Source organism: Koromonas soli (assembly GCF_059726265.1).
The window spans coordinates 2538955-2563387 of record NZ_AP040872.1 but is presented as its reverse complement, the minus strand read 5'-3'; the positions used below and the strand labels follow the sequence as shown (position 1 = coordinate 2563387).

22 protein-coding genes are annotated in these 24433 nt (G+C 58.1%); 15 read left to right on the top strand and 7 right to left on the bottom strand.

What is annotated here, in order from left to right; genetic code table 11:
- Window positions 1-136: 136 nt before the first annotated feature.
- The gene (locus AC6IY8_RS11210) at window positions 137-406 is read left to right on the top strand and encodes a hypothetical protein (RefSeq protein ID WP_497774549.1); all 270 of its coding nucleotides are present in this window, start codon (window positions 137-139) and stop codon (window positions 404-406) included.
- A 406-nt stretch (window positions 407-812) separates the two neighbouring features.
- On the opposite strand, the gene AC6IY8_RS11205 is transcribed toward AC6IY8_RS11210, so the two are convergent.
- Genes AC6IY8_RS11205 through AC6IY8_RS11195 form a run of 3 tightly spaced genes read right to left on the bottom strand, consistent with a single transcriptional unit; the run spans window position 813 to window position 2538 of the window.
- Window positions 813-1397: a Spy/CpxP family protein refolding chaperone gene (locus tag AC6IY8_RS11205; protein ID WP_497774548.1), complete on the bottom strand. Its 585-nt coding sequence runs from the start codon at window positions 1395-1397 to the stop codon at window positions 813-815.
- Window positions 1394-1975, bottom strand: coding sequence for a hypothetical protein (locus AC6IY8_RS11200; protein WP_497774547.1), 582 nt, complete (start codon window positions 1973-1975; stop codon window positions 1394-1396). The genes AC6IY8_RS11205 and AC6IY8_RS11200 overlap by 4 nt, the downstream gene beginning before the upstream one ends.
- A complete protein-coding gene (locus AC6IY8_RS11195) occupies window positions 1972-2538 on the bottom strand; it encodes an RNA polymerase sigma factor (RefSeq protein WP_497774546.1) in 567 nt (188 codons plus the stop codon). The genes AC6IY8_RS11200 and AC6IY8_RS11195 overlap by 4 nt, the downstream gene beginning before the upstream one ends.
- Before the next feature lie 359 nt (window positions 2539-2897).
- On the opposite strand from AC6IY8_RS11195, the gene AC6IY8_RS11190 reads away from it, so the two are divergent.
- The 4 genes from AC6IY8_RS11190 (at window position 2898) to AC6IY8_RS11175 (ending at window position 6541) form a co-directional block, all read left to right on the top strand.
- The gene (locus tag AC6IY8_RS11190) at window positions 2898-3905 is read left to right on the top strand and encodes a ComF family protein (protein ID WP_497774545.1); all 1008 of its coding nucleotides are present in this window, start codon (window positions 2898-2900) and stop codon (window positions 3903-3905) included.
- Complete coding sequence (locus AC6IY8_RS11185) at window positions 3874-4443, top strand: HNH endonuclease (RefSeq protein ID WP_497774543.1); 570 nt, start codon at window positions 3874-3876, stop codon at window positions 4441-4443. The genes AC6IY8_RS11190 and AC6IY8_RS11185 overlap by 32 nt, the downstream gene beginning before the upstream one ends.
- A gap of 212 nt (window positions 4444-4655) precedes the next feature.
- Entirely contained in the window at window positions 4656-5675 is a 1020-nt protein-coding gene (locus AC6IY8_RS11180) for a hypothetical protein (RefSeq protein WP_497774542.1), read from the top strand.
- A 107-nt stretch (window positions 5676-5782) separates the two neighbouring features.
- Entirely contained in the window at window positions 5783-6541 is a 759-nt protein-coding gene (locus tag AC6IY8_RS11175) for a hypothetical protein (protein ID WP_497774541.1), read from the top strand.
- A 12-nt stretch (window positions 6542-6553) separates the two neighbouring features.
- On the opposite strand, the gene AC6IY8_RS11170 is transcribed toward AC6IY8_RS11175, so the two are convergent.
- Both AC6IY8_RS11170 and AC6IY8_RS11165 read right to left on the bottom strand, forming a co-directional pair.
- On the bottom strand, window positions 6554-7414 hold the full coding sequence (locus AC6IY8_RS11170; protein ID WP_497774540.1) for a hypothetical protein: 861 nt from the start codon (window positions 7412-7414) through the stop codon (window positions 6554-6556).
- A gap of 184 nt (window positions 7415-7598) precedes the next feature.
- Window positions 7599-9458, bottom strand: coding sequence for a glycoside hydrolase family 43 protein (locus AC6IY8_RS11165; RefSeq protein ID WP_497774539.1), 1860 nt, complete (start codon window positions 9456-9458; stop codon window positions 7599-7601).
- Between the two features lie 167 nt (window positions 9459-9625).
- Between AC6IY8_RS11165 and AC6IY8_RS11160 the strand changes: the two genes are divergently transcribed.
- The 5 genes from AC6IY8_RS11160 (at window position 9626) to AC6IY8_RS11140 (ending at window position 13772) form a co-directional block, all read left to right on the top strand.
- Complete coding sequence (locus AC6IY8_RS11160) at window positions 9626-10357, top strand: YggS family pyridoxal phosphate-dependent enzyme (RefSeq protein WP_497774538.1); 732 nt, start codon at window positions 9626-9628, stop codon at window positions 10355-10357.
- Window positions 10354-10689, top strand: coding sequence for a hypothetical protein (locus AC6IY8_RS11155; RefSeq protein ID WP_497774537.1), 336 nt, complete (start codon window positions 10354-10356; stop codon window positions 10687-10689). The genes AC6IY8_RS11160 and AC6IY8_RS11155 overlap by 4 nt, the downstream gene beginning before the upstream one ends.
- Window positions 10689-10979 (top strand): DUF167 domain-containing protein, encoded by a 291-nt coding sequence (locus AC6IY8_RS11150; protein ID WP_497774535.1) that lies wholly within the window; start codon window positions 10689-10691, stop codon window positions 10977-10979. Before AC6IY8_RS11155 ends, AC6IY8_RS11150 begins: the two co-directional genes overlap by 1 nt.
- A gap of 328 nt (window positions 10980-11307) precedes the next feature.
- Window positions 11308-12783: a sodium:solute symporter family protein gene (locus AC6IY8_RS11145; RefSeq protein ID WP_497774534.1), complete on the top strand. Its 1476-nt coding sequence runs from the start codon at window positions 11308-11310 to the stop codon at window positions 12781-12783.
- 269 nt (window positions 12784-13052) lie between these two features.
- The gene (locus AC6IY8_RS11140) at window positions 13053-13772 is read left to right on the top strand and encodes a DNA alkylation repair protein (RefSeq protein WP_497774533.1); all 720 of its coding nucleotides are present in this window, start codon (window positions 13053-13055) and stop codon (window positions 13770-13772) included.
- A 304-nt stretch (window positions 13773-14076) separates the two neighbouring features.
- On the opposite strand, the gene AC6IY8_RS11135 is transcribed toward AC6IY8_RS11140, so the two are convergent.
- Together AC6IY8_RS11135 and msrQ are read right to left on the bottom strand one after the other, a co-directional pair.
- Window positions 14077-15606, bottom strand: coding sequence for a hypothetical protein (locus AC6IY8_RS11135; RefSeq protein ID WP_497774532.1), 1530 nt, complete (start codon window positions 15604-15606; stop codon window positions 14077-14079).
- A gap of 131 nt (window positions 15607-15737) precedes the next feature.
- Window positions 15738-16364, bottom strand: coding sequence for a protein-methionine-sulfoxide reductase heme-binding subunit MsrQ (gene msrQ / locus AC6IY8_RS11130; protein WP_497774531.1), 627 nt, complete (start codon window positions 16362-16364; stop codon window positions 15738-15740).
- A 790-nt stretch (window positions 16365-17154) separates the two neighbouring features.
- On the opposite strand from msrQ, the gene AC6IY8_RS11125 reads away from it, so the two are divergent.
- The 5 genes from AC6IY8_RS11125 to AC6IY8_RS11105 all read left to right on the top strand — a co-directional run bounded on the left by AC6IY8_RS11125 (window position 17155) and on the right by AC6IY8_RS11105 (window position 24407).
- On the top strand, window positions 17155-20142 hold the full coding sequence (locus AC6IY8_RS11125) for a vitamin B12-dependent ribonucleotide reductase (RefSeq protein WP_497774529.1): 2988 nt from the start codon (window positions 17155-17157) through the stop codon (window positions 20140-20142).
- Window positions 20143-20337: 195 nt separating this feature from the next.
- Complete coding sequence (locus AC6IY8_RS11120; RefSeq protein ID WP_497774528.1) at window positions 20338-21111, top strand: GntR family transcriptional regulator; 774 nt, start codon at window positions 20338-20340, stop codon at window positions 21109-21111.
- Window positions 21112-21290: 179 nt separating this feature from the next.
- On the top strand, window positions 21291-21713 hold the full coding sequence (locus tag AC6IY8_RS11115) for a GlcG/HbpS family heme-binding protein (protein ID WP_497774527.1): 423 nt from the start codon (window positions 21291-21293) through the stop codon (window positions 21711-21713).
- 60 nt (window positions 21714-21773) lie between these two features.
- On the top strand, window positions 21774-22685 hold the full coding sequence (garR, locus tag AC6IY8_RS11110; RefSeq protein ID WP_497774526.1) for a 2-hydroxy-3-oxopropionate reductase: 912 nt from the start codon (window positions 21774-21776) through the stop codon (window positions 22683-22685).
- 36 nt (window positions 22686-22721) lie between these two features.
- Entirely contained in the window at window positions 22722-24407 is a 1686-nt protein-coding gene (locus AC6IY8_RS11105) for a thiamine pyrophosphate-dependent enzyme (protein WP_497774525.1), read from the top strand.
- Window positions 24408-24433: the final 26 nt, after the last annotated feature.

The window sequence follows — 24433 nt, the reverse complement described above, 5'->3', positions numbered from 1 at the left end:
CATCGCGTGGGGACGGTGGCAAGGGGAACAAGCGACGGGAAAATCGCGTATAGTCCGTCGAGAGTTCAAATGCGTACAGATCATAATCGAGGTTATGTCAATGCATTCTATGTTCGATGGGAGTCGCAGTCTGATAATGGCAATCTTTGTAATCGTGATGAGTTCGCCGCTGTGGGCGCAAGGGAACGGGACATTCAGCCCATCGCAGATCCAGGCAACAGGCGTTTCGGGGATGTGGATGCTGGCAAACATTAGCTATGCAGGGATGAGGGCTCAGAACAATGCGGATGGATTCTGGAGAATTATTTCCTTCATTGTCGGACTGCCGGGAACGCTGCTGAGTTTTCTGTTGGTGAAGGAAGGCGGCTTCCGAGCGTATGGGATTGACTTGCCGGTGAGGAGGTAAGGGGCGCGCATGCGGGCGGAATGGCACCTTGTAACAAGGACAAAGCAAGTGCGCGGGCGGGGATGGAGGACTGCTTGGGGCCTTTGCTTAGGATTACAACAACAAACAACAAGCTAGAGCGGTTATTGGTGACCTTGCTGGGCGGTGGCGATGGGGACGGCGCTGGGATCCTTCGCTGCGCTCTGGATGACCCTCGGACCACAGGCAAAAGCAGAGGCAAGAGCAAAAGCAAAAGCAAACCCGAGGTCCTTCGCTTCGCTCAGGATGACACCTCAAAGTCAAAATCAAAAATCAAAAGCAGAAATCAAAGGCAGAGGCAGAGGCAAAGGCAGAGGCAGAGGCAAAGGCAGGAGAAAAGAAAAGCCTGCGGGGAGGGAGGCTTCACCGCAGGCGGAGTGGGACAGGGTTATCGTTCGGAGTCGGGGCTGGGTTTGTCGCCCTGAGGGGCGGGGCCGCTCGGGGAGACGGGGGCTGGGGGCTGCATGCGGCCTTGCGGGCCCATCGTGGGCGGCGGGAAGTGTTCGCGGTGAGGACGCTGGGCACGAAGTTTCTTCCACTGCTCGGGGGTGAGGACGCGGCGGATGGCAAAGGCCATTTGCGCATTCGCCTTCTCAAGCGAAGCACGGGCGCTGGTGATGCGGTCGATGGCAGCCAGCACGGCGTTCTCGTCGGGATTGTCGGCCTCGAGAAGTGGCTCGAGCTTGAGCTCTTCACGCTGCAGGTTGGCGTGAACATCGACGAGTTTCAGGCGGCTGTCCTGGAAGATCTGTTCGATCTTCTGCACCTGGGTGTCGTTGAGGCCGATGTTCTTTACGACATCAGCGTCCTTCCACCAGCGGCCGGGAGGCAACATGCCATGAAGTTCTCCGCCGCCGTGCATGGGGGGCGGACCGGCGTGAAGACCGCGGCCTCCGGGACCGGAGTGGGGTGCGGGTTGTGCGATGGCAAGTCCGCAGAACAATAGACTTGCAACTAGCAACTTTCGAATCATCTACTTTCTCCTTCAAATACCGAAACTGGGTTGGTACCTGTTTGCAAATGCGAGGCGGCGATTTCATTGCGCTCCGTGGTGATCATGCTGACGGGAGCGAGCGCCTTCGGCACTTCACGGTTGAGGTCGTCGTTTACGGCTTCCAGTAGCTGGTCATCGCTGATCTGCGCGTGAGCTTGCTCGGCAGAAGTGGACGCGGATGGCTGTGCTGCATTCACGGCCTGCGCGGCGGTGGGAGTGGAAGACACGCTGGTGGCCGGCTGAGATGACATCGCGGGGGGGTGCGAACGCAACATCCAAGCCGTGGGGGCCGCCAGCGCCAGCGCCAATAGTCCAGCGCCTGCCCAGCGCAAACGATGCAACGCCAGGACTTTTTGCGGCTTGAAATTGCGAGCGATGTGGGCCGCTTCGGATTGTGCAGCCTGGTGGCGAACTGCGAAAGCATAGCGCGAGATGCCATCGCGCAAGGCCGTGGCCTCAGCTCGACACTCCTCGCAAAGGTGGAGGTGCGCCTGGGATTCGTGGTCGGCTTCGCCAGCCAGCCACTGCGCGAATTGTTCGTCGCTGAGATGGTTCATTTCTTTTTCCTTTGCTGCCGCAGGGCTTGCACGGCCCGGGACAAGTGTGACTTGACGGTTCCAAGCTCGACGCCCATGGCGGAGGCGACTTCTTCGATGGAAAGCTCTTCGATGAAGCGCAGATGAAAGGCTGTCTGCTGCTGGGGCGAGAGCGTTTTCACAGCATCCATGGTGCGTTGCAGTTCTTCGCGGGCGATCAAGCTGCGGTCGGCCCGAGGTGTTGCATCGATGGCGTATGCGGCGGCCAGTTCCGCTTCTTTTTCATTGGTGCCGAGAATGCGGCGCCAGAAACTCTGTCGGCGGTTGCGCTGGTAATCGCGTGCGAGATTGACGGCGATGCGAATGAGCCATGTGCTGACACTCGATTCGCCGCGGAACTCGGTGCGGGCGCGATAGGCCTTGAGAAAACAATCTTGCGTGAGGGTGGCAGCCGCTTCGTCGTCACGCAGCTCGCACCAGAGCAGGCGGTAGATGCGCGCCTGGTGCTCGCGAACGATGTCGTCGAATTCAGCAGCGGTCCATCCCGCTTCGGTCATCATCGGAACTATGTATGTCTCAGCCATCGCCGTTCATACCATTGGACGGAATGGGCGAGATGGGGATTACGGCTCATTTCAATTGAACAATGTACTCCGGGGGTGGTGGGTGCGGGCGTGGTGGTTACCCCGAGGTTTGGTGGAGGGGGAGGGGTCCTTCGCCTTCGGCTCAGGATGACAAGCTTATTGAAAGTCTGATGAATGTTGCGGTTGGGAGTGTTTGTGGGGTTCTTGGGAGGAATCAAAGTGGTATACTGGAGAGCATCGAAGCTGCGGGTGCGTGCCCGTGAGAGCTTCTGGTTTTTCAAAGGAGGCCGGTCTTCAGCAGTAGCTGGGACATGATACCGAAGGCAAAACCGCTGGCTCCGCGAGTTGTGGGAGATGCGGTGAAAAGCCTTCTTGCGGCCTTGTTTCCTTCCGATTGCCGGATCTGCCAGTCCTCCCTCTTCTCTGTTTCGCGTGTTCCGGTTTGCTCCTCCTGTATCGACTCGATCAAGTCAATTGACCTGCCGCGCTGCAATGTGTGTGGGAACGTGCTCGCCACGACCGAGGCGGCGTTTGGCGATGCGTGCTGTCCGGTTTGCGCAGGCGACAGTCCGGCGTTTGCGCGGGCGGTGAATTTCGGTTCGTACACGGGCGTGCTGCGGCAACTGGTTCACTTGCTGAAATATGAGCGGGTGCGTCCGGTGGCGAACGTGTTGGGAAAGCTGGCGGCAGAGGCGGCGCTGCAACTGGAAGGGGACATCGACGTTCCGGAGTTGCTGATGATTCCCGTGCCGGCGCACAAGGCGAGGTTGCGTGGAAGAGGATTTAACCAGGCGGAGCTGATTGCGCGGGCCGCTCAACGCGGCATGGAGCAGGCGATCGCGCGCAAGCTGACGCTGGATGTTACGTCGCTGCTGAGGGTGCGATTCGTGGAATCGCAAGTGGCGCTGACGGCCGAGCAGCGAAGGCTACAGATTCGCGGCGCGTTCAAGGTGACATCGCGTGAACGCATAAAAGGGCGAGAGATTCTGCTGGTGGACGATGTGCTTACGACCGGAGCGACAGCCTCGGAATGCGCACGCGAGTTGCGACACGCGGGCGCGGCGCGAGTATGGGTGGTGACTCCGGCGCGGGCGCTCGGACGGGTAGAGCAGAGTGCGCTGGAGCGATCCAGCGCTGTTTTGTTGGAAGCCGAATCAGATGCAAGTCAATTGTCATTCCGTCCAATGTTGGCGGGTCCATCCGTACCGGGGCCGTCGGCGGCGGGCACGACGCCGGGAACCCTCCTCCAGCGTCGTGGCATCCAATTGTTTTTTGGAGAGCAACCAGCTGACTGGCACGCGGGGCGTGCGCAGGCAGACTTGGGGATTAACGCCAATGGAGAGTCACAGAGCAATCCGTTCGCATAACGATCTCGCCGAGCGCGGATACACGGCGATGCACGCTCCCGTGCTTGTACTGAACGCTTCCTACGAACCTATCAATATTTGTGCGGCCCGGCGCGCCATCGTACTCGTCCTGAAGGGTGTGGCGGCGACCGAGGAAATCAACGGACATTTCCTGCATTCATCCAGAGTTGCGATGCGAGTGCCGTCGGTGATTCGACTGCTCGAATATCGACGCATTCCACACCAGACACGAGCACTGTCGCGTAAGAACATTCTGCTGAGAGACCGCAATACGTGCCAATACTGCGGCGTTGTGTTGCCGGCAGGCGAGTTGACGCTCGATCATGTGATACCGCGTTCGCGCGGAGGGCTCTCGACGTGGGAGAACCTTGTGGCATGCTGCCATGAGTGCAATCGCAGGAAGGGAAATGCAATGCCTCACGAGTGTGGCATGCGTCCGATGAAAGAGCCGCGTCCGTTCTCGCTGCATACGAGCCGTCACCTGATGCGCATGATGGGACGCAGCGATGCGAAGTGGCGAAAGTATCTGTTCTATTAGGCTGAACGGCGATTCATTTCGATGAGTCGGGGACCGGTGTGCTTTGAAACGCTATTTACAAGCGTGAGAAGCTGCCGGTTCTCTTTTGCCTGAATCTCCTCAATCTCACCTTAGTACCTCCAGCTCTGCACAGGCATTCGCATCAAACTCTATATAGCGCCGTTTACGTCGGTCCGTTTTCTCGTCGAGAGTGCGAGGCGGTTGGAGAAGCAATGTCAGAAAATGCGATGGATCAGATTGCGGAATCATTACGAAGCAACGCCGCACAGTGGTTTCCGGAACTGGGTGAGCCGCGTGCCGTTCGCGTCGTAGGTCATACGCCGAAATCGGATCACTACATTTACGAACTCGTAATCGATTTTGCCAACGGCAACGAGCGGCTGGCGGCGAAACTTTACAAATCCGGCAAGTGCGGACAGACCGGCGCACGCAGCATGGCACAGACGGAGACAGAGAACTTGCGCTCGATCCACAGCATTGCGATCGAGAAGCAATTCTGCGGGATACCGAGGCCGATTGGGGACTTCAGCGAACTGGGCGCGGTGGTAAGCCAGAAGCTGGCGGGAATTCCATTGCAATCGATCATCATGAAGGCGGCACTGCTGCCGGGATACATGGGCGTGGGGCTGCTGCAGAGTGCGGCAACGGCGAGCGGCTCGTGGCTGAGGGCTTTTCAGAAGATTACGGCGAAGCCTCCGAAGCCGCTGAATGGCGATGCGCTGCAGGTGGAACTCGAGAAGCTGTGCCATAGCTGCAAGGGTGAAGGCCTTGATGATGGATCGATCCGGAAGATTCTCTCCGGCACACGGGCGATTCTGGATAGGGCGAAGAAGCCGCTGACGAATTCGACGGTGCTGAACGATTTCTCTCCGCTGAATGTGACGGTGCTGGAAAGCGGAGTGGGCTTCAGCGATTTCGCTCGCATGGAAGAAGATGGGAGCACGTACACGGACCCGGCAACATTCCTGGCGTGCGTGGAGGCGTTGGAAAAGTATCCGTTCTGCAACCGGACGATCACAACCGAGGTGCAGGAGAACTTCCTTGATGCATATGGAGCGACGGAGCAGGAACGAGAGATTTTGCGCGTTGTGAAAATGAAGGTGCTGCTCTCGATGTTTGCCGCAGGAAGAACGGTGAAGGAAAGCGCCGTGCGCAAGAAGGTGATGTGGGCCAATGTGATGAAGAAGTTCATCCAGGCCGCTGCCGATCGATCTCTGCCAAACGCGGCATGAGCTGGGCGCCCGACTGTTCAACTTTATACACAGTTGAGAATAAGAATATCTTCGCCTGACATGTTGGAGTGACAGCGGCAATGGCATCTATGCGGTGATACATCGCTATGCCATTACCGGTCATTCTTTGCGTAGAAGGTTCGAAGTCCAGCTTTGCGGCGAGTCATCAACTCTCAAGCGTGGGCCACTTTGAAGTGATTGCAGCAACCACAGCGGAAAGCGCGGCCGCGGTGCTGAGAGCTGTTCCCCGGATCGCGGCGGCAGTACTGCCGTATGCGAATGCCACACCTGAGTTGCAGGCCGAGATTGCGCGAAGGCTGCACGAGGCGAGGCCGGAAATTTCCCAGATTATCGTCGGGCGATTTGCACACGAGGGCTTAGGGCTCGAGGAGCTACACGTTTGCTTCGCTGATTCACTGCAATCCCTTCCGTTGGAGATTCAGAGGGTGATTGAGAGTGAAAGCGATGGTGGGAAGGCGAAGCAGCGGAACGTAGTCCTTATTGCCAGCGACGACAACGTCTTTCGGAATGCAACGAAAGGATTGCTGGAGGGATTGGGATTCTCCAGGTTGAGCGTGGCAAGCGGGAAGGACGCCCCACGCATGCATCGCGGCATTCACAGGTCGGTGGCAACGGTCGTGGTCGATTTCCCGGCGCCCGGAATTGAGGGCGTTAAGGCAATCGGCGAGCTGTGCGAAACGGATCCGAACTGCGCGATCATCGTCTGTGCTGGCGGGGTGAATGGGGCATGGAGAGCTAGACCGGAAAATTGCGCGGTGGTGCACAAGCCGATTGAACCCCAAGTATTGGCATTTGCAATACAAACGATGCAAACAAGGCTAGAGCGCCGCGCTGCAGCGCTTTAGCTTGTTTGTCCGCTATTTATGCGGCGGGGCCTGGTCCTGCGGTTTGTTCTTTTGATCTTCGTCCGCGCCTTTGACTTCCTGACCTTCATAGAGAATCTTGGTCTGGGAGCCGAAGCGGCGGTAGTTCTCATATTTCACTACCTGGCGGATGTGGACATCGCCCATGGAAAAGTGCAGGTTGTCATCGACCTTGGTGTAGGTGGGGAACCAGTACTGACCATCGATTTGTTCGCGCCATGTGGTGAAACGCGGGAATAGGTTCTCCTGCCCCTTCTTTTTCACGAGGTCGGGAACGTTTTTGCCGTAGGTTTTCACGATCTGGTAGTCGTGGTCGTCGACCCAGATGCGGCCTTCAAAATAGCGCTGGCCTTTCTCGATCTTCTTGGGGCTGAGGTCGAAGACGTAGCAGTTGAGCTCGTCCTCCTGCTGCTGGCCAAGGTACTTGACTTCATAGGAGGGGAGGTCGTCGATGGTCATGGTGAAGGGCATGCGCTTTTCGATGTCGTCGAGGTCTTCCTGCGTCATGTCGATGCGCGTCAGCGTGTTTTGCGGCGCGAACTTCACCTGCTGAATGCGCTTGCCACGATCGTCAAACACAACGTCGAACACCTGCTGATATTCGCCATCGACGGTGCTGCCTTCGAGGGTTTGAACCTTTACGCTCTGCGTCCAGGTGTACTGTTCGCGAGCGGTCTTGAACTCCTTCTCTTTGGTGGCGAAGCGGTGAATGACTTCCTCGACCGTGATGCCCTTGGGAGGAATGTTCTGCAGGGGGCCTTCGCCTTCCTGGGCGAAGAGGGGCACAGACAACAGGCACAACAGAAGAGCGCTGAGTGTTCGTAGAGCAAAGATTCGCGTAATGGTTCGGGTCATGATTGAAGTCATGGTTCGGTGTTTCGCCTCGTGAATGGCAAAGGCCATCCGGTGTCTCTGTTGGATGCGGGCGCGGGCAGGGCGATGCGACGCGACCCTGCAATCCGCAACTGATCATTGTGTCACGGGCGGGGCGCTTACACGGCGGAGAGGTGCAATCTGGCAAGGCGGGAGAACGCCGAGACTACTGCCGCTCTCCGACATGAACGTATTCGAAGCGATTGATGAAGCCTGCGCCTCCGGCACTGATGAGAGCAATGCGGGTGTGGCTGGCAGTGAGTGTCCAGCTTGGGCCGTGAGTCCATTGGGCGCCGTCGCGAGAGGAATAGCTGGTGTACATGGAGCCGTGGCGGGCGATGCGTAGCCATGTTTCAGGGGCGGAGGAGGCGAGGTAAGCACGGCCAAAGCTTCCGGGGCCATCTTTGCGCGCAAACTCGAGCTGTATTGTATCGGCGATGGATTGCATGGTGAGCTTGAGGTAGTGGGTGTCGTCGCCGTAGATGACGAGGCCGCCTTCGACGAAATTATGTTGTCCCGTGGCGGGAAGGTTGTTGCCGAGTTTGATCTCAACAACGTAATCGCCTGACGGAGCAGGTTCGGAGAGTAGGGAGGCGTCGTGGCGATCCTCGCGCATGTCGGCGGGTTGGGTGGGGAAGATGAGCGCTCCGTTCTGAATGCCCATGGTGCCGATGAGACCGCTGGGGTAGCCGTGAATCCAGCTCCAGTTGCTCAGAGTGTTGACGGAGTGGAAGTCGGCGCTGTAGGAGGGCATGACCGCGCCCATGGATTCCTGCGCAGCGGGGATGGCGGCGAGCGGCGGAGTGTTGGCGGTGCGGGCGGGAGCGGGTTCGAGCTCATCGGAGGCTCCGGCACCGGCGCGGACGGTGGGCCAGCCATCGCTCCACTGAATGGGATCGATCATGGCGGGGCGGCGAGTCCAACCGCTGGAGAAGGTGGGCTGGTTGGCATCGACAGCGTGATAAAGCATCCAGTCCTGCCCGCTGGGATCGGTGAAGGTGGCGTTGTGTCCGGGGCCGAGCCAGCGGTTGCCATTCATCATGACGACAGGCGTGCCGCCGACGTTGCGATCCATGAGGGAGACTCCGTCCTTATCAACATAAGGACCGAGGACGTGAGGCGCGCGGGCGACGAAGACTCCGTAGCCGCTGCCAGATCCGGCACAGCATGTTCCAGCAGAGAGAAACAGGTAGTAGTACCCATCGTGCTGCACGATGTAGCTGCCTTCGTAGCGGTAGGAGGGAGAGATCTGGGTTTCGCCGGAGATGGTGGAGAAGCCGTCGTCAGACAGACGGCGGACGGCGATGCCTCCGCGGAAGCTGCCATAGATGATGTAGCGCTGGCCGCCTTCGGTGGCGATATTGGAATCGATGAAGTCGCGCCAGAGACCGTCGGGCTGCTGCTCCTGGGCGATGACGGGAGTGGGGACGGGGGTGAAGGGTCCCTCAGGGCGGTCGCTGGTGGCAACGTAGATGGCAGGGCCCTTGGGGCTGAGCGAGCTGGAGTAGTAGAGGTAGTACTTGCCGTTGAAGAACTGGATGTCGGGTGCCCAGAGTCCGCTGTTGGCGGGGAGGAAGCTGGGCATGGCGCGAAAGACGTCGGCAACGTAGGTCCAGTGGGCGAGGTCGGTGGAGCGCGAGATGGCCATCAAGTGCAGTGGGCCGCCGTCGTGGAAGCTGTCGTTGGTGCAATACATGTACCAGGCATCGTCACCGGCGGTTTGCGAACGGATGATGGATGGATCGGGGCAGCTTTCGATGTTGGTTCCGTCGGCGAGAGAAATCGGGAGAGGGTTGGCGTAGCGTCCGAAGGATTCTGCCGGTCGGGAAGGGGCTCGGAAGGTGCGGCTGCGATTGCCGCTGGACTGAGAGGTGTTTTTGGCTTCGATGAATCGGGCTCCGGCAGCAGATGTGTTGCGGGTCTTGGCCTCGACAAGCGAGTGAAACGGATCGGTGCCGAACGGTGCACACGAAATTGCGGCCAGCAGCAGGATTGCTGAAAACAGTGTTCCCAAGGACTTCTTCATGAGCTTGGAAACAGCTTACGTTTCAGGGTTGCTGGAGATAAGTAGTCGAATCCAGCACCGAGCTCGTTAAACACCCCTAGTTCACGGGAGTCGGAACTCTGATGAAGAGGACAGGGCCCTAGGTGTGTTCAGGGCAAAGCACGGTGCGGTTACAATCGTTCGCAGCTATGACTGTTGCAGAGAATCTGGCAAAGGTGCGCGAGCGCGTGGCCGAAGCGGCGCGGCGCGCGGGACGAGATCCGGGCGAAGTCGCTCTGATGGCGGTCTCGAAGACGCATCCGACATCGGCGATAAGGGAGGCGATTGCCGCAGGGCAAAGGCTCTTTGGCGAGAACCGGGTGCAGGAGTTTGCGGGCAAGCGCGATGAGGTTGCTGCGGAGGCGCAGAGGGCGAACGCGAAATTTCACCTGATTGGGCATTTGCAGTCGAACAAGGCAGCAAAGGCGGCAGAGTTGTTTGACGCGGTGGATAGCGTGGATTCGCTGCGGTTGGCAGAGCGGCTGAATGAAGCGGCAGGGAAGCTGAATCGCAAGCTCGATTTGCTGATTGAGGTGAACGTTGGCGGCGAGGAAGCGAAGTCGGGCGTGGCTCCGGAGTCGGAAGAGCTGGGGAAGTTGTTGGCAGCGCAATCCGGGCTGGAGCATGTGCGGATTTGCGGACTGATGACAGTGCCGCCGTACACGGAAGATCCGGAGGGCGCGCGCGAGTATTTCAGAAAGCTGCGCGAGTTGAGGGACAAGTTGAGCAAGCAGAGCGGAGTGGAATTGAAGGAACTGTCGATGGGAATGTCGCACGATTTTGAGGTGGCGATTGAGGAAGGCTCGACGTGCGTGCGCGTAGGCACGGCGATTTTTGGTTCGCGGCCGTATGCCGCACCTTATGAGGAGCCGGGCCAATGAAGTGGATCGATACGCTATTTGCGTGGGCGCTGGTGCTGCTGGGAGCAGCGCACTTTCTGGCGGCGTGGGTGCCGAGAGTGGCGATGCTGCGCGGACCGTGGACGGGCGGCGCAGCGGTGGCGATTGTCTCGATGGGGCTGATGAATGCGGTGCGTTCGCAGCGCAGGAATGACCACTTTCTTGCATGGACAACGGCACTGGTGACGGCGCTGGCGGGCGGGATGTGTATCGGAGTGCTGTACCGATATCCGGGGAACGTGCTGCATCAGCCGGCGGCGCTGGCGACGGGGCTGCTTGCGGTGTTTGAGTTCTTCTTTGCGGTGGCCGGGTGATGGCATTCGCGGTTCGCGATACGGCGCGAGGAGCGCAGTTCGCTTTGAGAGTGCAGCCGAGAGCGAGCCGCAACGCATTCGCCGGAGTGATGGGCGACGCGGTGAAGCTGGCGATCACGGCGCCTCCGGTGGATGGGAAGGCGAACGAAGCTGTTGTTGCGTATCTTGCGGAAGTGTTTGGGGTGGCGAAGTCGGCAGTGGAAATTGTGTCGGGGGAGACGGGGCGCAACAAGCTGATCGCGGTGCGGGGAGTGACGGCAGATCAGGTGAAGAAAGTGCTGGGAGTGTAGGACTCCTGTCGAGCGGTGATTCTGGGGCAGCGGCTTTCGGAGATTTGTTTGCTTTCCGTCCCACCTCTGCCAAAGGAAGGCAGAGGTGGGGCACCGGGACCGTTGGTGGCAAGGCTGAATGCTAAAGCAAAGGCAAAAACACCCACCTCTGCCAAAAAAGGGCAGAGGTGGGGCACCATTTCACGATTTCACCATTGCACCATTTCACCATTGCACCATTTCACCATTTGCACCATTGCACGGTCGGAGTTATCTACTGGTTTTGCCAGCATGTAAGATAGTTGTCGTTCTACTCACGTCTCATATCTCGCCTTTTTTCGGAGTGTAGATGCTGAATCTTTATGCCGTGGTCCTCACGGTGATCGTGAGCGCGCTGCTCACTGTGAGTGTGTGGCAGATGCGCAAGGTGAAGACCAAGGCCGACTACCTTGTCGCTGGACGCTCGCTTCCTGCTTATGTGCTGGTGTTTACCTTGCTGTCGTCGTGGATCGGCGCGGGGTCGCTGTTTGCGGGGGCGGAGAACGCGTTTCGAAATGGCTTTGCGGCGCTGTGGCAGCCGGCGGGCGGTTGGGCGGGATTGCTGATCATTTACTTCGTCGCGCCACGGGCAAGGAAGTTTGCGCAATTCACGATTCCCGATCTGCTGGAGGCGCGCTACAACACGGCGGCTCGCGTGCTGGGAACGATTGCAATTCTGTTTGCATACACGGCGATCACCAGCTACCAGTTCCGTGCGGGCGGCGACATCATGCACCTGATCTTTCCGGCGATTGCGAAGACGCAGGGGACACTGATCATTGCGGCATTTGTGATTGTGTTTACGGCGCTGGCGGGAATGGCTTCGGTGGCGTACATGGATGTCGTCATCGGAATGCTGATCACGGTGATCGGGTTCATTGCGCTGCCTGCGTTGTTTGGCCAGGTGGGAGGATGGAGCGGTCTGCATGGGGCGATTCCGGCGACGCACTTCACGCTGTTTGGTGATTGGGGCAGGAATGGGGCAGGGCAGCAGAATGTAGGGGAGGCGCTGATCAGGGCGCTGGAGTATTTCTTCCCGACGTTCCTGCTGATGATCGGCAATCAGTCGATGTATCAGAAGTTCTTCTCGGCGAAGACTGAGAAAGACGCAAGCGCGGCAGTGGTGGGATGGGTGGTTGGAACCGTGGTGCTGGAGACACTGATTGTCTCGCTGGCGGTAGTGGGCTCGGGGCTGTTCCTGCGGGCGCACGGGCAGGCGAGTGCAGAAGACTTTGCGCCGAGGGAGATCATTCCGTACACGGCGAGAAATTATCTGCCTGCAATGGTGGGCGCGCTGCTGATGGGAGCGGTGTTTGCCAAGGTGATTTCGACGGCGAACAATTACTTGTTCTCTCCGGCGACGAACCTGATCAACGACGTGTACACGCGATTCATCCGTCCGGATGCGACGCAGAAAAATGTTCTGCTGGTGTCGAGGGTGCTCGTGGTGGGACTCGGGCTGTGGGCGCTGGTGCAGGGCATCAAGCTGACTTCGGTGCTGGAAAAGGCGATGTATGCGTACACCATATATTCGGCGGCGATCACTCCGGTGGTGATGGCGGCATTCTTCTGGCGGAGAGCGACGAAGGAAGGCGCGGTGGCGTGTCTGCTGTCGGGAACGGCGATCACGGTGGCGTGGGATTCGGTGAAAACGCATCTGCCGCGCATGATTGGCGAGAGGGATGCGATTTTCCCGGCACTGATTGTGAGCGTGTTTGCACTGGTGGCGGTGAGTTTGGTGACTCCGAAGCCAGATGCGGAAAAGGTGGCGGTGTTCTACGAGTAGAGTGCAGAGGTAAGGTTCGCGTATTGCATGCCAAGATATGGCATGTGTGGGACATCGGGCTCGGTTCAGAGCGAAAAGCAAAAGGAAAATTCAAAAGCAAAACACCCACCTCTGCCAAATACGGGCAGAGGTGGGGCACCTGTGTTCGTTCGCTGTGGGCACCTGTGTTCGTTCGCTGTGGGCACCTGTGTTCGTTCGCTGTGGAAACCTGTATCGTCGTCCGTGGGAGTCACTGTTTTCGTCTTTACGGGTGTGCTTCAATACTGCTCATGGCAAAGCCGGTTCGCTATATTGCAGATCATTTGCGGCGAGTGTTGATCGATGGAGGAAGCGCTCCGCATACGGCGGAGGTGCAGTGGTTCTTCAAGGAAGAGATACAGTCGCGCGGATGGTACACGAAAGAATTGCGCAAGCTGGCGCGGCGCATGGGGCGCGTGATTCGCGGCGAAGAAGGTGTCGATTACTTGATTGCCGTGGCGGATGAGCTGTTCCAGGGATGCGTGCTCGAAGAAAAGGTGCTTGCGGTGCTGTTGCTGCAGCCTTATGTTGCGGAATTTACACCCGCACATTTCAAGCTGTTTGAGCAGTGGCTCGACAGAGTGAGCACATGGGCAGATCATGACGCGCTGGTGCAATACATCATTGGGCCGATGATGGTGGCGGATCCGCGGAGAGTGAAGAAGGTCTTCGTTTGGGCACGCTCGGGCAATAGGTGGAAGCGGAGAGCCTCGGCAGTGGCGCTGCTGCGCGGGACGAACCAGGGGCTGTTCTGGGATGAGGTGCAGAAGATCACACAGGCGCTGCTGGAAGATGAAGACGACATGGTGCGCAAGGGGCTGGCGTGGCTGCTGAGGGAGACGGCACGGTTTGACGGCGCGAGGACGATTCCGCTGCTGATGGCGATTCGGGAGAAGGCTCCGAGGCTGGTGCTGAGGACGGCTTGCGAGAGGCTGGGAGCGAAGGATAGGGAGAAGGTGCTGGCGAGGTAAGGTCTGCATTCAAGAACAACTGCAGGGGCAACTACCCCACTCAACGAAAAGAGCGTTGAGGGGCCACCTGGTGGCGTTAAATCAATCACCTTCATGGGATGAGGGGCATCTGCGGTATTGAGGCAGGTGACCTTCAACATACGTAAGGGATGAGCGGCGGCTGGGATCCTTCGATTCGCTCAGGATGACACCTCAAATCGGAAGCAAAAACAAAAATAACAGCAAGAGCAAAGGCAACTACCCACCCTAAATTCGCGAGAAGCGCGAGTTTAGGATGGGCACCTCGAGAGTGGTGCTGTTTCCGCTAGTAGCAGCCGTGGAGGGGGAGGCGCTGGAGCTCGGTGCGGGCTTCGGCGTTTCCTTTGGCGGAGGCGGAGCGGAGGAGGACGCGAGCCTGATCGCAGCTGCGCACGACGCCTACTCCGCGCTCGTACATTCTTGCCAACTCGACGGGCGCCTGGCGATTGCCTTTGCCAACGGCTTTCCAGAGCCAGGCGGCGCGGGCTTCAGGATCGCTGGCGCGAGCGGCACGGCTCATTTCGTCGGTTCCAGTATTTGCTGAGGCCGCGGCGGTTGGAGCGCGACGCGACGCGCTGCGGTCGCCTTTCGACGTGGTGGACTTGGCGAGAGTGCGCGACGACTTAGACGGTGGCGGCGTGACGGACGGCGACTGGCTCTCGGGGACATCCGGGTTCGGTGAACTCATCGCGGGCGGTTGTACGGCTTTCGAGACGGGGTTCTTCGCATTTGCAGAGGCGGAGTTGGTGGCGGTCGTGGCTGGCGGTGCGGAGTTTGAGGCTGTCGCGTTTGGGGCAGCCGTGGTGTTCGAGGCATTCGCGACGGTCGTGCTCGGCGCGTTGGGTGCTGTCGCGTTAGTGGCGGTGGAGGTGTTTGCGTTCGCAGCAGAGGGCGCTGGAGTGGCAGGAGTCGTTGCGGCGCTCGGGGGCGGAGTGTTTTCGGCCTGCTTGACTGGCAGGGGATGATCGGCGTTCGGGCTGGTTTGCGTGGGTTGAGGCATGCCGGGCTTGGCGGAAGCGGGCGGGAGTCCAAGATCGAGTCCGGTGTTATCGGCGGCGACAGCGGGCGGATTCTTGTGCGTGGATTTGTCGCGACGGGCGACCTTCATGGAGCCATTCTGCACGTAAGCCAAGCCGTAGTCGCGAATGGAACGCCACTCAAGGGCCGCGAGGACGGCGACAAGAGCAATCACGGCTAGCGCGACATTGCGCGCGGTGTGAGAGCGCGGCTCGATCTCCTCATCTTGTTCGAACACAACGTCATCGGTGAGGCCGAGGAATGATGGGCCGCTGACGCCGGTGCGACGGGGGCGCTCGGCTTCGGCGGCGAGAAAGCTCTCGTGAGCTGCTGTCGAAGGTTCTGTGTAGTTGGCGGCGACGTTGTCATCGATGCGCTCTTCGACGCGGGTGGGCATGTCCCAGCGAAGGAACTCACCGCGCGTTTGTTGGAGGTCTTCGCGTTCGGTCTCTTCTCGCGAGCGGGCGCTGAAGTGAGTTTCGCCGGAGTGATGCGCGTAATTATGAAGCTCGGCTTCGCGCTCAAGACTTTCCTGCGCTTGTTCGATTATCTCGGGAGGCGTGTGCATGCGCCGGTCCGTGCCTTCAGCGGCAATCAGAGGGACGTTGTTGTCGTACTCAACCACCTCGGGAGGCAGATCGGCAGCGATGTCGGAGGCCGAGCGATGTTCCTCGTCCTCGCGCCAGAAGTCCTCGGGGAATTCAGTTGCGGCAGCGCGATCCAGTCGCCTGCCACACTGGCCGCAATAGCGGTTGATCGCGGGATTCACGGTTCCGCAGGTTTCACATTTGATCCCCATCGCATCTCCAGTCGGCCGGTGTTTCCACAGTTGGATGCGAGCGGGATGCCTTCTGCTGTCAGGGGTATGTTGTGGAGAATGCAGACAGTAACCCGTCGGCGCAAGGGTACATCGGCGTGAGCAAGATGGGATCAGTTCACGCTGACGGTTTTTTGCTCTTTCTGTTTCTGCGGAGCGATGGCGCGGACGGCAAGGCGCCATCCGAGCAGGGCGGTGAGGACGGCGATGTAAATCAGGGGTTCGCGTTTGTCACGCTTAACGAGCCAGTAGAAATGAATGCTGGCGGCGGCAGCGGCAACATAAACAAGGCGATGGAGACGCGTCCAATTCTTGCCCAGGGTACGAATGGATTTCTGGGTGGAGGTGACGGCGAGCGGAAACAGCAGGAGCCAGGCGAGAGTACCGATGGTGATGAACGGACGCTTGGCAACGTCATGAACCATGGCGCGGATGCTGAATTCCTGATCGAGCCAGAGGTAGGTGAGCAGGTGGAGCGAAGCGTAGAAGAACGAAAAAAGTCCGATGAGACGGCGGAACTGAATGAGCCAGAGAATGCCGCTAAGCCTACGCAGCGGCGTGATAGCCAAGCTGGAAAACAGCAGAATGAGCGCCGTCGATCCGGTCTGGTGCGTGATGCGCTCGACGGGATTGGCACCAAGGTTTCCGGTGAAGGCTCCAAGGACGAGCTGGGCCAGGGGCAGAAGGCAGATGATCCAGACAATCGGTTTGAGGACGCGGTTTCGGTTCATCAAGGCCATTGTAACGTTTCAGGGTAACGGGAAAGGGAATCGAAGCTGGGGAATTGGCGACCACTAGATATTGTGGGCGAATCCGGTTACAGCCTATCTACTTTGCGGTCAGCTTTGTAGCTGGCTTTTCCACACGAGTTTCCACATTGCACATATTTTGAGCAATTGACCTGATTGGAAAGGCGTTCTAGTCTCGCATCTGCCAGCCGATACTCTTGTGCAAAGGGATTACAACGAAAGAGTAGCTCGCCAATAGCTCCCCCGAATTTGGATCGAGAAAGAGGCAAGTGTTTCAGAAGCTGTGATTTAGCCGGAAGCTCTGACGAAGCAGGATCAGAAGTCTGGAGAAATCCTCAGCCCGGGTGTCGGTGTAAGTAGCGATTTTGAATTAAAATACAACATATTGCGGTATGCGCTTGACTGGCACAACATAAAGAGCTATGTTTCGCATCCTAGCAGTTGTTGGTTGATTTGCGATCTTCCGGGTTTTGCGGTTCCGGGGATCGAGTGGAAGTCCAGCTTCATCCGCTTCTGCAGGCGCTTGGCGCCGATTCGGAAGACTAGATCAAGCAGGCTGCCGTCGTCATGAATGACGTCATGCCGGGAACACTATCTCTCAAAGATTTTGCTCGCAGCGCACGTTTTGGTGCGCATGGAGCGTAAGACCGCCGGTTAGGCCGGGTGACTCGTGCTACTGCGAATCGCCACAGTCGAATTGTCCCTAAGCGGACCGGCGATGAAGTGAACAGAGTTTGGATCACAAGTATAGCTGCGCAAAAGTTTCGAAGGAGTCATTAACATGGCCGAAGTAACCGAGAAGACCTCCGCCGCTAGTCCGGCTTCCGCGTCCGCGCAGGATGCCGCCGGCGCGCGCACGGCCGCTGCTCAACAGCAGAAGCGTCAGACGCAGGGGCTGACCTTTAAGCGTCACTTTACCCAGGCGGGTGTCTCGCCCTATGACCGGTTGCAGTGGGAGCTGCGCACGGCGTCGATCGTGGACAGCAAGGGGAACGTCATCTTCGAACAGAAGAACGTAGAAGTCCCCAAGGACTGGTCGATGACCGCGACGAACATCGTGGCCAGCAAGTATCTGCATGGGCAGATTGGAACCGAGCAGAGGGAATCCGGAGTGCGCCAGTTGGTGTCGCGCGTGGCAGAGACGATTCGCGACTGGGGCTTCATGGATGGCTACTTCCGCAGCAAAGAAGATGCCAACATCTTCCACGACGAGTTGGTGCACATGCTGCTGAACCAGTACGCGGCATTCAACTCGCCGGTGTGGTTCAACGTGGGTTGCGATCGCACGGAACCGAACTCGGATGCGCAGAACTGGCACTGGAGTCCGGAGTCGAAGCGCATTGAGTTTGGCGTGACCGGATACAGCTATCCGCAGTGCTCGGCGTGCTTCATCAACAGCGTGCAGGACTCGCTGGATTCGATTCTGACGCTGGCTAAGACGGAAGGCATGCTGTTCAAGTGGGGATCGGGTACGGGCACGAATCTGTCTCCGCTGCGTGGCTCGAACGAAGTTCTCTCGGGCGGCGGACAGGCGTCGGGACCGCTGAGCTTCATGAAGGGCTTTGACGCTTTTGCGGGCGTTATCAAGTCAGGCGGAAAGACACGCCGCGCGGCAAAAATGGTGATCCTGAACATCGATCACCCGGATATCGTGGACTTCATCGAGTGCAAGCAGAAGGAAGAAGCCAAGGCATTTGCGCTGGCACGCGAGGGCTACGACGCGAGCGGCCCGGATAGCGATGCGTACAGCTCGATCTTCTTCCAGAACGCCAACAACTCGATTCGCGTGACGGACGAGTTCATGCAGGCGGTGGTGGAGGACAAAGAGTTCTCGACCCGCTCGGTGCGCGAACACAAGCCGGTGAAGAACTTCCGCGCACGCGACCTGATGAACAAGATTGCCAAGGCGACGTGGGAGTGCGGCGATCCGGGAATGCAGTACGATACGACGATCAATCGTTGGCACACGTCAAAGAACTCGGCGCGCATCAATGCATCGAATCCGTGCTCGGAATACATGTTCCTCGATGATTCGGCCTGCAACCTGTCATCGCTGAACCTGGTGAAGTTCGCGCAGACCGGCACATTTGACGTGGAGTCGTACAAGCATGCGGTGGATGTGCTGATTACGGCGCAGGAAATTCTGGTCGATCACTCGGGCTATCCGACGGAGATGATTGCGAAGAACTCGCATGACTACCGTCCTCTGGGATTGGGCTACGCAAACCTGGGCGCGCTGCTGATGGCGACCGGTCTGCCGTATGACTCCGATGCGGGACGCGACTATGCTGCGTGCCTTACGGCGATTATGTGCGGTGAAGCTTACCTGCAATCGGCACGTCTGGCGGAGCAGGCTGCCGTGCTGGCATCGGCAACGGAGATGACGGCGAAGGTCGAACACACGGATGGCGCCTGCCCCGGATACTTCATCAACCGCGAGCCATTCCTGGATGTGATCCGGATGCATCGCGCGGCGGTGGCGAAGATTGGGAAAGCCAACGTTCCGGCATCGCTGATCGAGGCTTCGCAGAAGGTGTGGGACGAAGCACTGAGCTATGGCGAGAAGTTTGGCTATCGCAACTCGCAGGTGACGGTGCTGGCTCCGACGGGCACCATCGGCTTCATGATGGACTGCGACACGACGGGCGTTGAGCCTGATCTGGCGCTGGTGAAGTTCAAGAAGCTGGTTGGCGGCGGCATGATGAAGATTGTCAACAACACCGTGCCTGAAGCGCTGTTTAAGCTCGGCTACACGCCGGAGCAGGCAGATGCAATCGTAAGCTACATCGACGAGCACGGGACGATTGAAGGCGCGCCGCAGCTCAAGCCGGAACATCTGGCGGTTTTCGATTGCGCTTTCAAGCCGGCGAAGGGCACGCGCAGCATTCATCCGAATGGACACCTGAAGATGATGGCCGCTGTGCAGCCGTTCATCTCGGGCGCGATCTCGAAGACGATCAATATGCCGAACGAAGCAACGGTGGATGATATTTCCGCGGCTTACGTGGATGCCTGGAAAATGGGCATCAAGGCAGTGGCCATCTATCGCGACGGCTCGAAGCAGAACCAGGTGCTGACGACGAAGAAGGACGAGGCGAAGAAGACGGTGTTGGCGGCAGAAGAAGAGGATCTGGAAGGACCTCCGAGTGCACGCCGCCACAAGCTGCCGGATCAGCGCTTCTCGGTGACGCACAAGTTCAAGGTTGGATCGCATGAGGGCTACCTGACGGTGGGCCTGTATCCGAACGGACGCCCGGGAGAGTTGTTCATCACGATGGCCAAGGAAGGATCGACGGTCAGCGGATTGATGGATAGCTTCGCTTGCGCAGTGTCGATCGCACTGCAGCATGGAGTGCCGCTGCGTTTGCTGGTGAACAAATTCGCTCATACGCGATTTGAACCGAGCGGATGGACGCAGAACCAGGAGATTGGCTACGCCAACTCGATCATGGACTACATCTTCCGCTGGCTGGACTTGCGCTTCTTGACGGGTGAGCAGCAGAGCCTGTTCGATGATCTGCGTCCGCACACGTCGGGACACGCGGCAACCACTCCTGCGGCACCTGTCACAACGATTGCTGCCTCGAGCACGCAGGGATCACTGTATGGCGATCCGATGCCAAGCAAGAGTCAGCACGCCTCTGACGCACTGAGCGAGATGGTGGACTTGGGCGATGCCCCGAGCTGTCATGTTTGCGGCGCAATCATGACTCGCAATGGCTCGTGCTATCGGTGCCAGTCGTGCGGTTCAACGAGTGGATGCAGCTAACAGAAGAAAGCGGAGATTGATGATGGTGGTGGTGGTAGTAGGGAAGGGCGATTTGATCGCCCTTTCTTATTGCAACGTGGTGGAACGACATGTTTGAGCTGTGCTAACGGCGGCATCGGCTCACTCGGGCTCGGCGATTTGCCAATTGTGAATGGATGACATAGCGTAACTGCTGTAGTATGTTCGGAATTAGAGATGCCAAGACGGTCACAAGGCGCGAGCAAAGGCAGAGCCCAATCGGCTCGGCAGCGGGCGTACTTGTACATTCAGCGCAGGGTGGCTTCAGGGCATCTGAAGGCCGGCAATCCAATTTCCGAAGTCGAACTCGCGAAAGAGCTGGGTAGCAGCCGTACTCCGGTGCGCGAAGCCATTGGTCAGCTCATCGCCGAGGGATTGCTGGAGCAGAGCCCGACCGGCGGAACTATGGTCGTGCAACTCACGCGCGAAGATATCGTGGAGCTATACGAACTCCGCGAGGCGCTCGAAGTTTATGAGGTAGGCAAGATCGTGCGGATGGGCATACGTTCGCATGACATTGCTCGACTCCAGGCCCTTGTGGATGACCTACTGGCGCTCAGGAAGGAACTGGATGCCTCTGGTGCAGAGGCTCTGGACCCTGAGCAGATGAACCGCTTCATCGAACATGATCTGAGTTTTCATGCCATGTTGATGAGCATGGCGCAAAACTCGCGTATTCAGAAGGTGGTGAATGACACCCGGCTTCTGATTCGGATCTTTGCCTGCTATCGCCGAGGCCATGCCGCAACCCTCCTGGAACAGATCTATCGCGAGCATCAGAATCTTCTGAATGCCATGGTAGAGAAGAACGCCGAGCGGGCCATGCAGTTAATCGCCGAGCACGTTCGGACCAGCATGCATGATCGTCTGGAGGATTTTGACTCGGGCAAGCGAGAAGCCTCCATGCGTGCCAGCGTCTCCTCGATTTTTGAACGCACAGCCATCGACTAATCGCTTCATTTCCTTCCTCAAGTAAGATTTAGTCCTTCTCATGACATCCGGAGACAAAGTGTCCTTATGGGCCATTTTGGCTTTTTTGTCCACGTGTGAATTATTGTTGTGGACAACATGCATACAGGTGGGATATCTATCTAACGTTTGCTCCCAAAACCCATCCAAGGAGGTTCTTCATGGAGACCTCAGGAACGCTTACCCTCGACCTGGCGCAGAAGCTCATTTCACGCGCAGTCGCCAAAGCAGAAGCCGATTTTCATCGCCCGATCTGTGTTTCGGTCTGCGACCAATACGGATTTCTGGTGGCATTCGCGCGCATGGAAGGTGCGCCAATCCGCAGCATTCACATCTCGCAAAGCAAGGCATTTACCGCTGTTCGCATGGGCGTTCCGACGGATAAGTTTTTCGCCCGTCTGCAGCAGGATCATCTCGAAGCCAGTTATTTCGGTCCTGATCTCACCCCGCTAGCAGGCGGCAATCTGCTGAAGGACGCCAATGGCAAAGTGCTGGGAGCCATGGGAGTCAGCGGCCTGGCGCTGAATGAAGACCAGAGCATCACGGAAAGTCTCACTGAACTCGCAAATACCGGAAAGCTATAACCGTCGTCCGGATTTTAAGGATGGCAATTCGGCCTGTAAGGCAGAAAGAAAACAGTAGCAATGAGCACAATCGGATTCATTGGTCTAGGAATCATGGGCCTGCCCATGAGCAAGAACCTGGTCAAGGCTGGACACAAACTCGTCGTGTTCGATCTGAACAAAGCCGCAGTTGAAGAGTTGAAGAATGCTGGGGCCGAAGCGGGCACTTCGCCAAAGGACGTCGCGAGCAAAGCAAACATCATCATCACGATGCTGCCGAATTCTCCCCAGGTGAAGGCAGTGGTTCTTGGCAAAGATGGCGTAATTGAAGGCGCACAGAAGGGCGCGCTGGTTGTGGACATGAGCTCCATCGCTCCTCTCGTGAGCCGCGAAGTGTCAGAAGCGCTTGCAGCCAAGGGCATTCGGATGCTTGACGCTCCAGTGAGCGGCGGCCAGCCAAAGGCAATCGACGGCACACTGTCGATTATGGTCGGAGGAAAGCAGGCTGACTTCGATGAGATGGTTCCCATCTTCAAGGCAATGGGTTCTTCGGCCGTGCTTACCGGCGATATCGGGGCGGGCAATGTGACGAAGCTTGCCAACCAGATCATTGTGGCCGTGAACATCGCGGGTGTCTCGGAAGCGTTGGTGATGGCGGCGAAGGCGGGTGTAGATCCTGAACTGGTGTACAAGGCGATCCGCGGTGGGCTGGCTGGCAGCACGGTTCTGGACGCAAAAGCGCCCCTGATGATGGACCGGAAGTTCAACCCGGGATTCCGCATTAACCTGCACATCAAGGACCTGGCAAACGTACTGGAGACCAGCCACCAGGTTGGAGTTCCGCTGCCGCTCTCTGCTGCGGTGATGGAGATTTTGCAGGCACTCAAGGTGGACGGTATGGGCGAACTCGATCACGGAGCGATCGTCAGGTTTTACGAGAAGCTCGCGCAGATCGAGGTGAAGCGTCCCGGCACGGAAGCGGCAAAAGCGTAATCAGAAATCATTGGCCTTATTGGCAAAGGATTGCATATGAAAGTTGCAGAAGTTGTCGTTCGCATTCTCGAAGATGAGGGGATTCGGGTTGCATTCGGAATTCCCGGTGCCGCTATCAATCCTGTTTACGGATTCCTGCAGAACTCGCAAATCAAGCACTACATCGCACGCCATGAAGAGGGAGCTGTGCATGCCGCCGATGGCTATTTCCGCGTATCGGGAAAGCTCGCCATGGCGATATGCACCTCGGGCCCGGCAGCCACAAACTTTGTCACCGGATTGTACACGGCGCATGCCGACTCCATTCCTCTGATCGCGATTACTGGAAATGCCACGACAGCATCCTTTGGCAAAGAGGCGTTTCAGTGCGTGGACATCGCGACGATTGCCAAGCCGGTTGCAAAGGCGACATGGTGCATTACGAATCCTGCGGACACGCCGAAGATCATGCGAGAAGCCTTCCGAACGGCATGCAGCGGACGCCCCGGCCCGGTGCTGATCGATCTGCCTCTGGACATTCAGATAGCGGAGATCGACTACGATCCGGAGAAGGACAGCGCATTGCCCTGGACACGCCCGACGCCGGAGCCGAAGGCGATCAGCGAAGCCATGGATCTGATCACTCAGGCCAAGGCTCCCATTATGATTCTGGGTGGTGGCGTGGTTCTGTCGGACGCGACCAATGAATTCCGTGAGCTTGCAGAATATCTGCAGATCCCGGTGATCATGACATACATGGGCAAGGGTGGACTGCCCTATGAGCATCCTCTGAATGCCGGACATGCGGGCATTCAGGTTGGGCAGCCGATCGGTAACAAGACCTTCCTTGAGTCTGATCTGGTAATTGGTGTGGGCTGCCGATTTACCGACCGCCACACTGGCAAGCTTGATGTGTATAAGGGACAGCGCAAGTTCATCCACATCGACATCGAGCCGCACCAGATAGGAAATGTAATTTCTGTCGATGTGGGGATCGTCTCCGACGCGAAAGCAGCACTGGTCGCGCTCATGGAGGAGGCGAAGAGACGTGGGTACAAGCCGACGGCTTCCGAGCGAGTCAAGAACCTGCCGCAGACTCGTTCTGAACTTCATCGCCCGATGGGATCGGACGAGGTACCGATCCGTCCGCATCGCGTTTTCCTCGAGTTGAACAAGTTCTTCCCACCCAACACGATCTTCACCGCCGGATGCGGAATTACTCAGATCTGGTCAGGTCAGTTGCAGGATATTGAACTTCCGCGCCGCTACATTCCTTCGGGTGGAGCGGGCACTCTTGGCTACGAACTCCCAGCGGCGATTGGCGCCAAGGTCGCTTGTCCGGACGACCCATGCGTCGTGGTGGTTGGAGATGCGGGACTGCTCTTCATGGTGGAAGAGTTGGCAATGGCCGGGCAGCACGATCTCCCGATCATCGTTGTCGTGGTGAACAATGGTTATCTTGGACTTATTCGCCAGAACCAGAAGTACGCATATGGGTATGAGTACGGAGTCAGTCTCTGGTATGGCAAAGATGGTGACGAGAACCATATCTATCCCGACAACGTGAAGCTGATCGAAGGATTTGGCGGCAAGGGCGAGAGAGTCTTTGAGCCCGGCGACCTCTCGGCTGCATTCGATCGCGCCATGAAGTCGAAGGTTCCTTATCTTATCGATGTGATCGTGTCGCGTGACGCAGATTGCTCGATGGGCGGCGCTATTAACGCAGTACGCGAGTTCGTATAAGACGCAGCCTGCATAGTTGCGGATGC

Bases quoted from the DNA above. Each gene is read 5' to 3' on its own strand.
- AC6IY8_RS11210 (WP_497774549.1), top strand. From the start codon at position 137: ATGGCAATCTTTGTAATCGTGATGAGTTCGCCGCTGTGGGCGCAAGGG.
- AC6IY8_RS11205 (WP_497774548.1), bottom strand. From the start codon at position 1,397: ATGATTCGAAAGTTGCTAGTTGCAAGTCTATTGTTCTGCGGACTTGCC.
- AC6IY8_RS11200 (WP_497774547.1), bottom strand. From the start codon at position 1,975: ATGAACCATCTCAGCGACGAACAATTCGCGCAGTGGCTGGCTGGCGAA.
- AC6IY8_RS11195 (WP_497774546.1), bottom strand. From the start codon at position 2,538: ATGGCTGAGACATACATAGTTCCGATGATGACCGAAGCGGGATGGACC.
- AC6IY8_RS11185 (WP_497774543.1), top strand. From the start codon at position 3,874: ATGGAGAGTCACAGAGCAATCCGTTCGCATAACGATCTCGCCGAGCGC.
- AC6IY8_RS11180 (WP_497774542.1), top strand. From the start codon at position 4,656: ATGTCAGAAAATGCGATGGATCAGATTGCGGAATCATTACGAAGCAAC.
- AC6IY8_RS11175 (WP_497774541.1), top strand. From the start codon at position 5,783: ATGCCATTACCGGTCATTCTTTGCGTAGAAGGTTCGAAGTCCAGCTTT.
- AC6IY8_RS11170 (WP_497774540.1), bottom strand. From the start codon at position 7,414: ATGACCCGAACCATTACGCGAATCTTTGCTCTACGAACACTCAGCGCT.
- AC6IY8_RS11165 (WP_497774539.1), bottom strand. From the start codon at position 9,458: ATGAAGAAGTCCTTGGGAACACTGTTTTCAGCAATCCTGCTGCTGGCC.
- AC6IY8_RS11160 (WP_497774538.1), top strand. From the start codon at position 9,626: ATGACTGTTGCAGAGAATCTGGCAAAGGTGCGCGAGCGCGTGGCCGAA.
- AC6IY8_RS11155 (WP_497774537.1), top strand. From the start codon at position 10,354: ATGAAGTGGATCGATACGCTATTTGCGTGGGCGCTGGTGCTGCTGGGA.
- AC6IY8_RS11150 (WP_497774535.1), top strand. From the start codon at position 10,689: ATGGCATTCGCGGTTCGCGATACGGCGCGAGGAGCGCAGTTCGCTTTG.
- AC6IY8_RS11145 (WP_497774534.1), top strand. From the start codon at position 11,308: ATGCTGAATCTTTATGCCGTGGTCCTCACGGTGATCGTGAGCGCGCTG.
- AC6IY8_RS11140 (WP_497774533.1), top strand. From the start codon at position 13,053: ATGGCAAAGCCGGTTCGCTATATTGCAGATCATTTGCGGCGAGTGTTG.
- AC6IY8_RS11135 (WP_497774532.1), bottom strand. From the start codon at position 15,606: ATGGGGATCAAATGTGAAACCTGCGGAACCGTGAATCCCGCGATCAAC.
- msrQ (WP_497774531.1), bottom strand. From the start codon at position 16,364: ATGGCCTTGATGAACCGAAACCGCGTCCTCAAACCGATTGTCTGGATC.
- AC6IY8_RS11125 (WP_497774529.1), top strand. From the start codon at position 17,155: ATGGCCGAAGTAACCGAGAAGACCTCCGCCGCTAGTCCGGCTTCCGCG.
- AC6IY8_RS11120 (WP_497774528.1), top strand. From the start codon at position 20,338: ATGCCAAGACGGTCACAAGGCGCGAGCAAAGGCAGAGCCCAATCGGCT.
- AC6IY8_RS11115 (WP_497774527.1), top strand. From the start codon at position 21,291: ATGGAGACCTCAGGAACGCTTACCCTCGACCTGGCGCAGAAGCTCATT.
- garR (WP_497774526.1), top strand. From the start codon at position 21,774: ATGAGCACAATCGGATTCATTGGTCTAGGAATCATGGGCCTGCCCATG.
- AC6IY8_RS11105 (WP_497774525.1), top strand. From the start codon at position 22,722: ATGAAAGTTGCAGAAGTTGTCGTTCGCATTCTCGAAGATGAGGGGATT.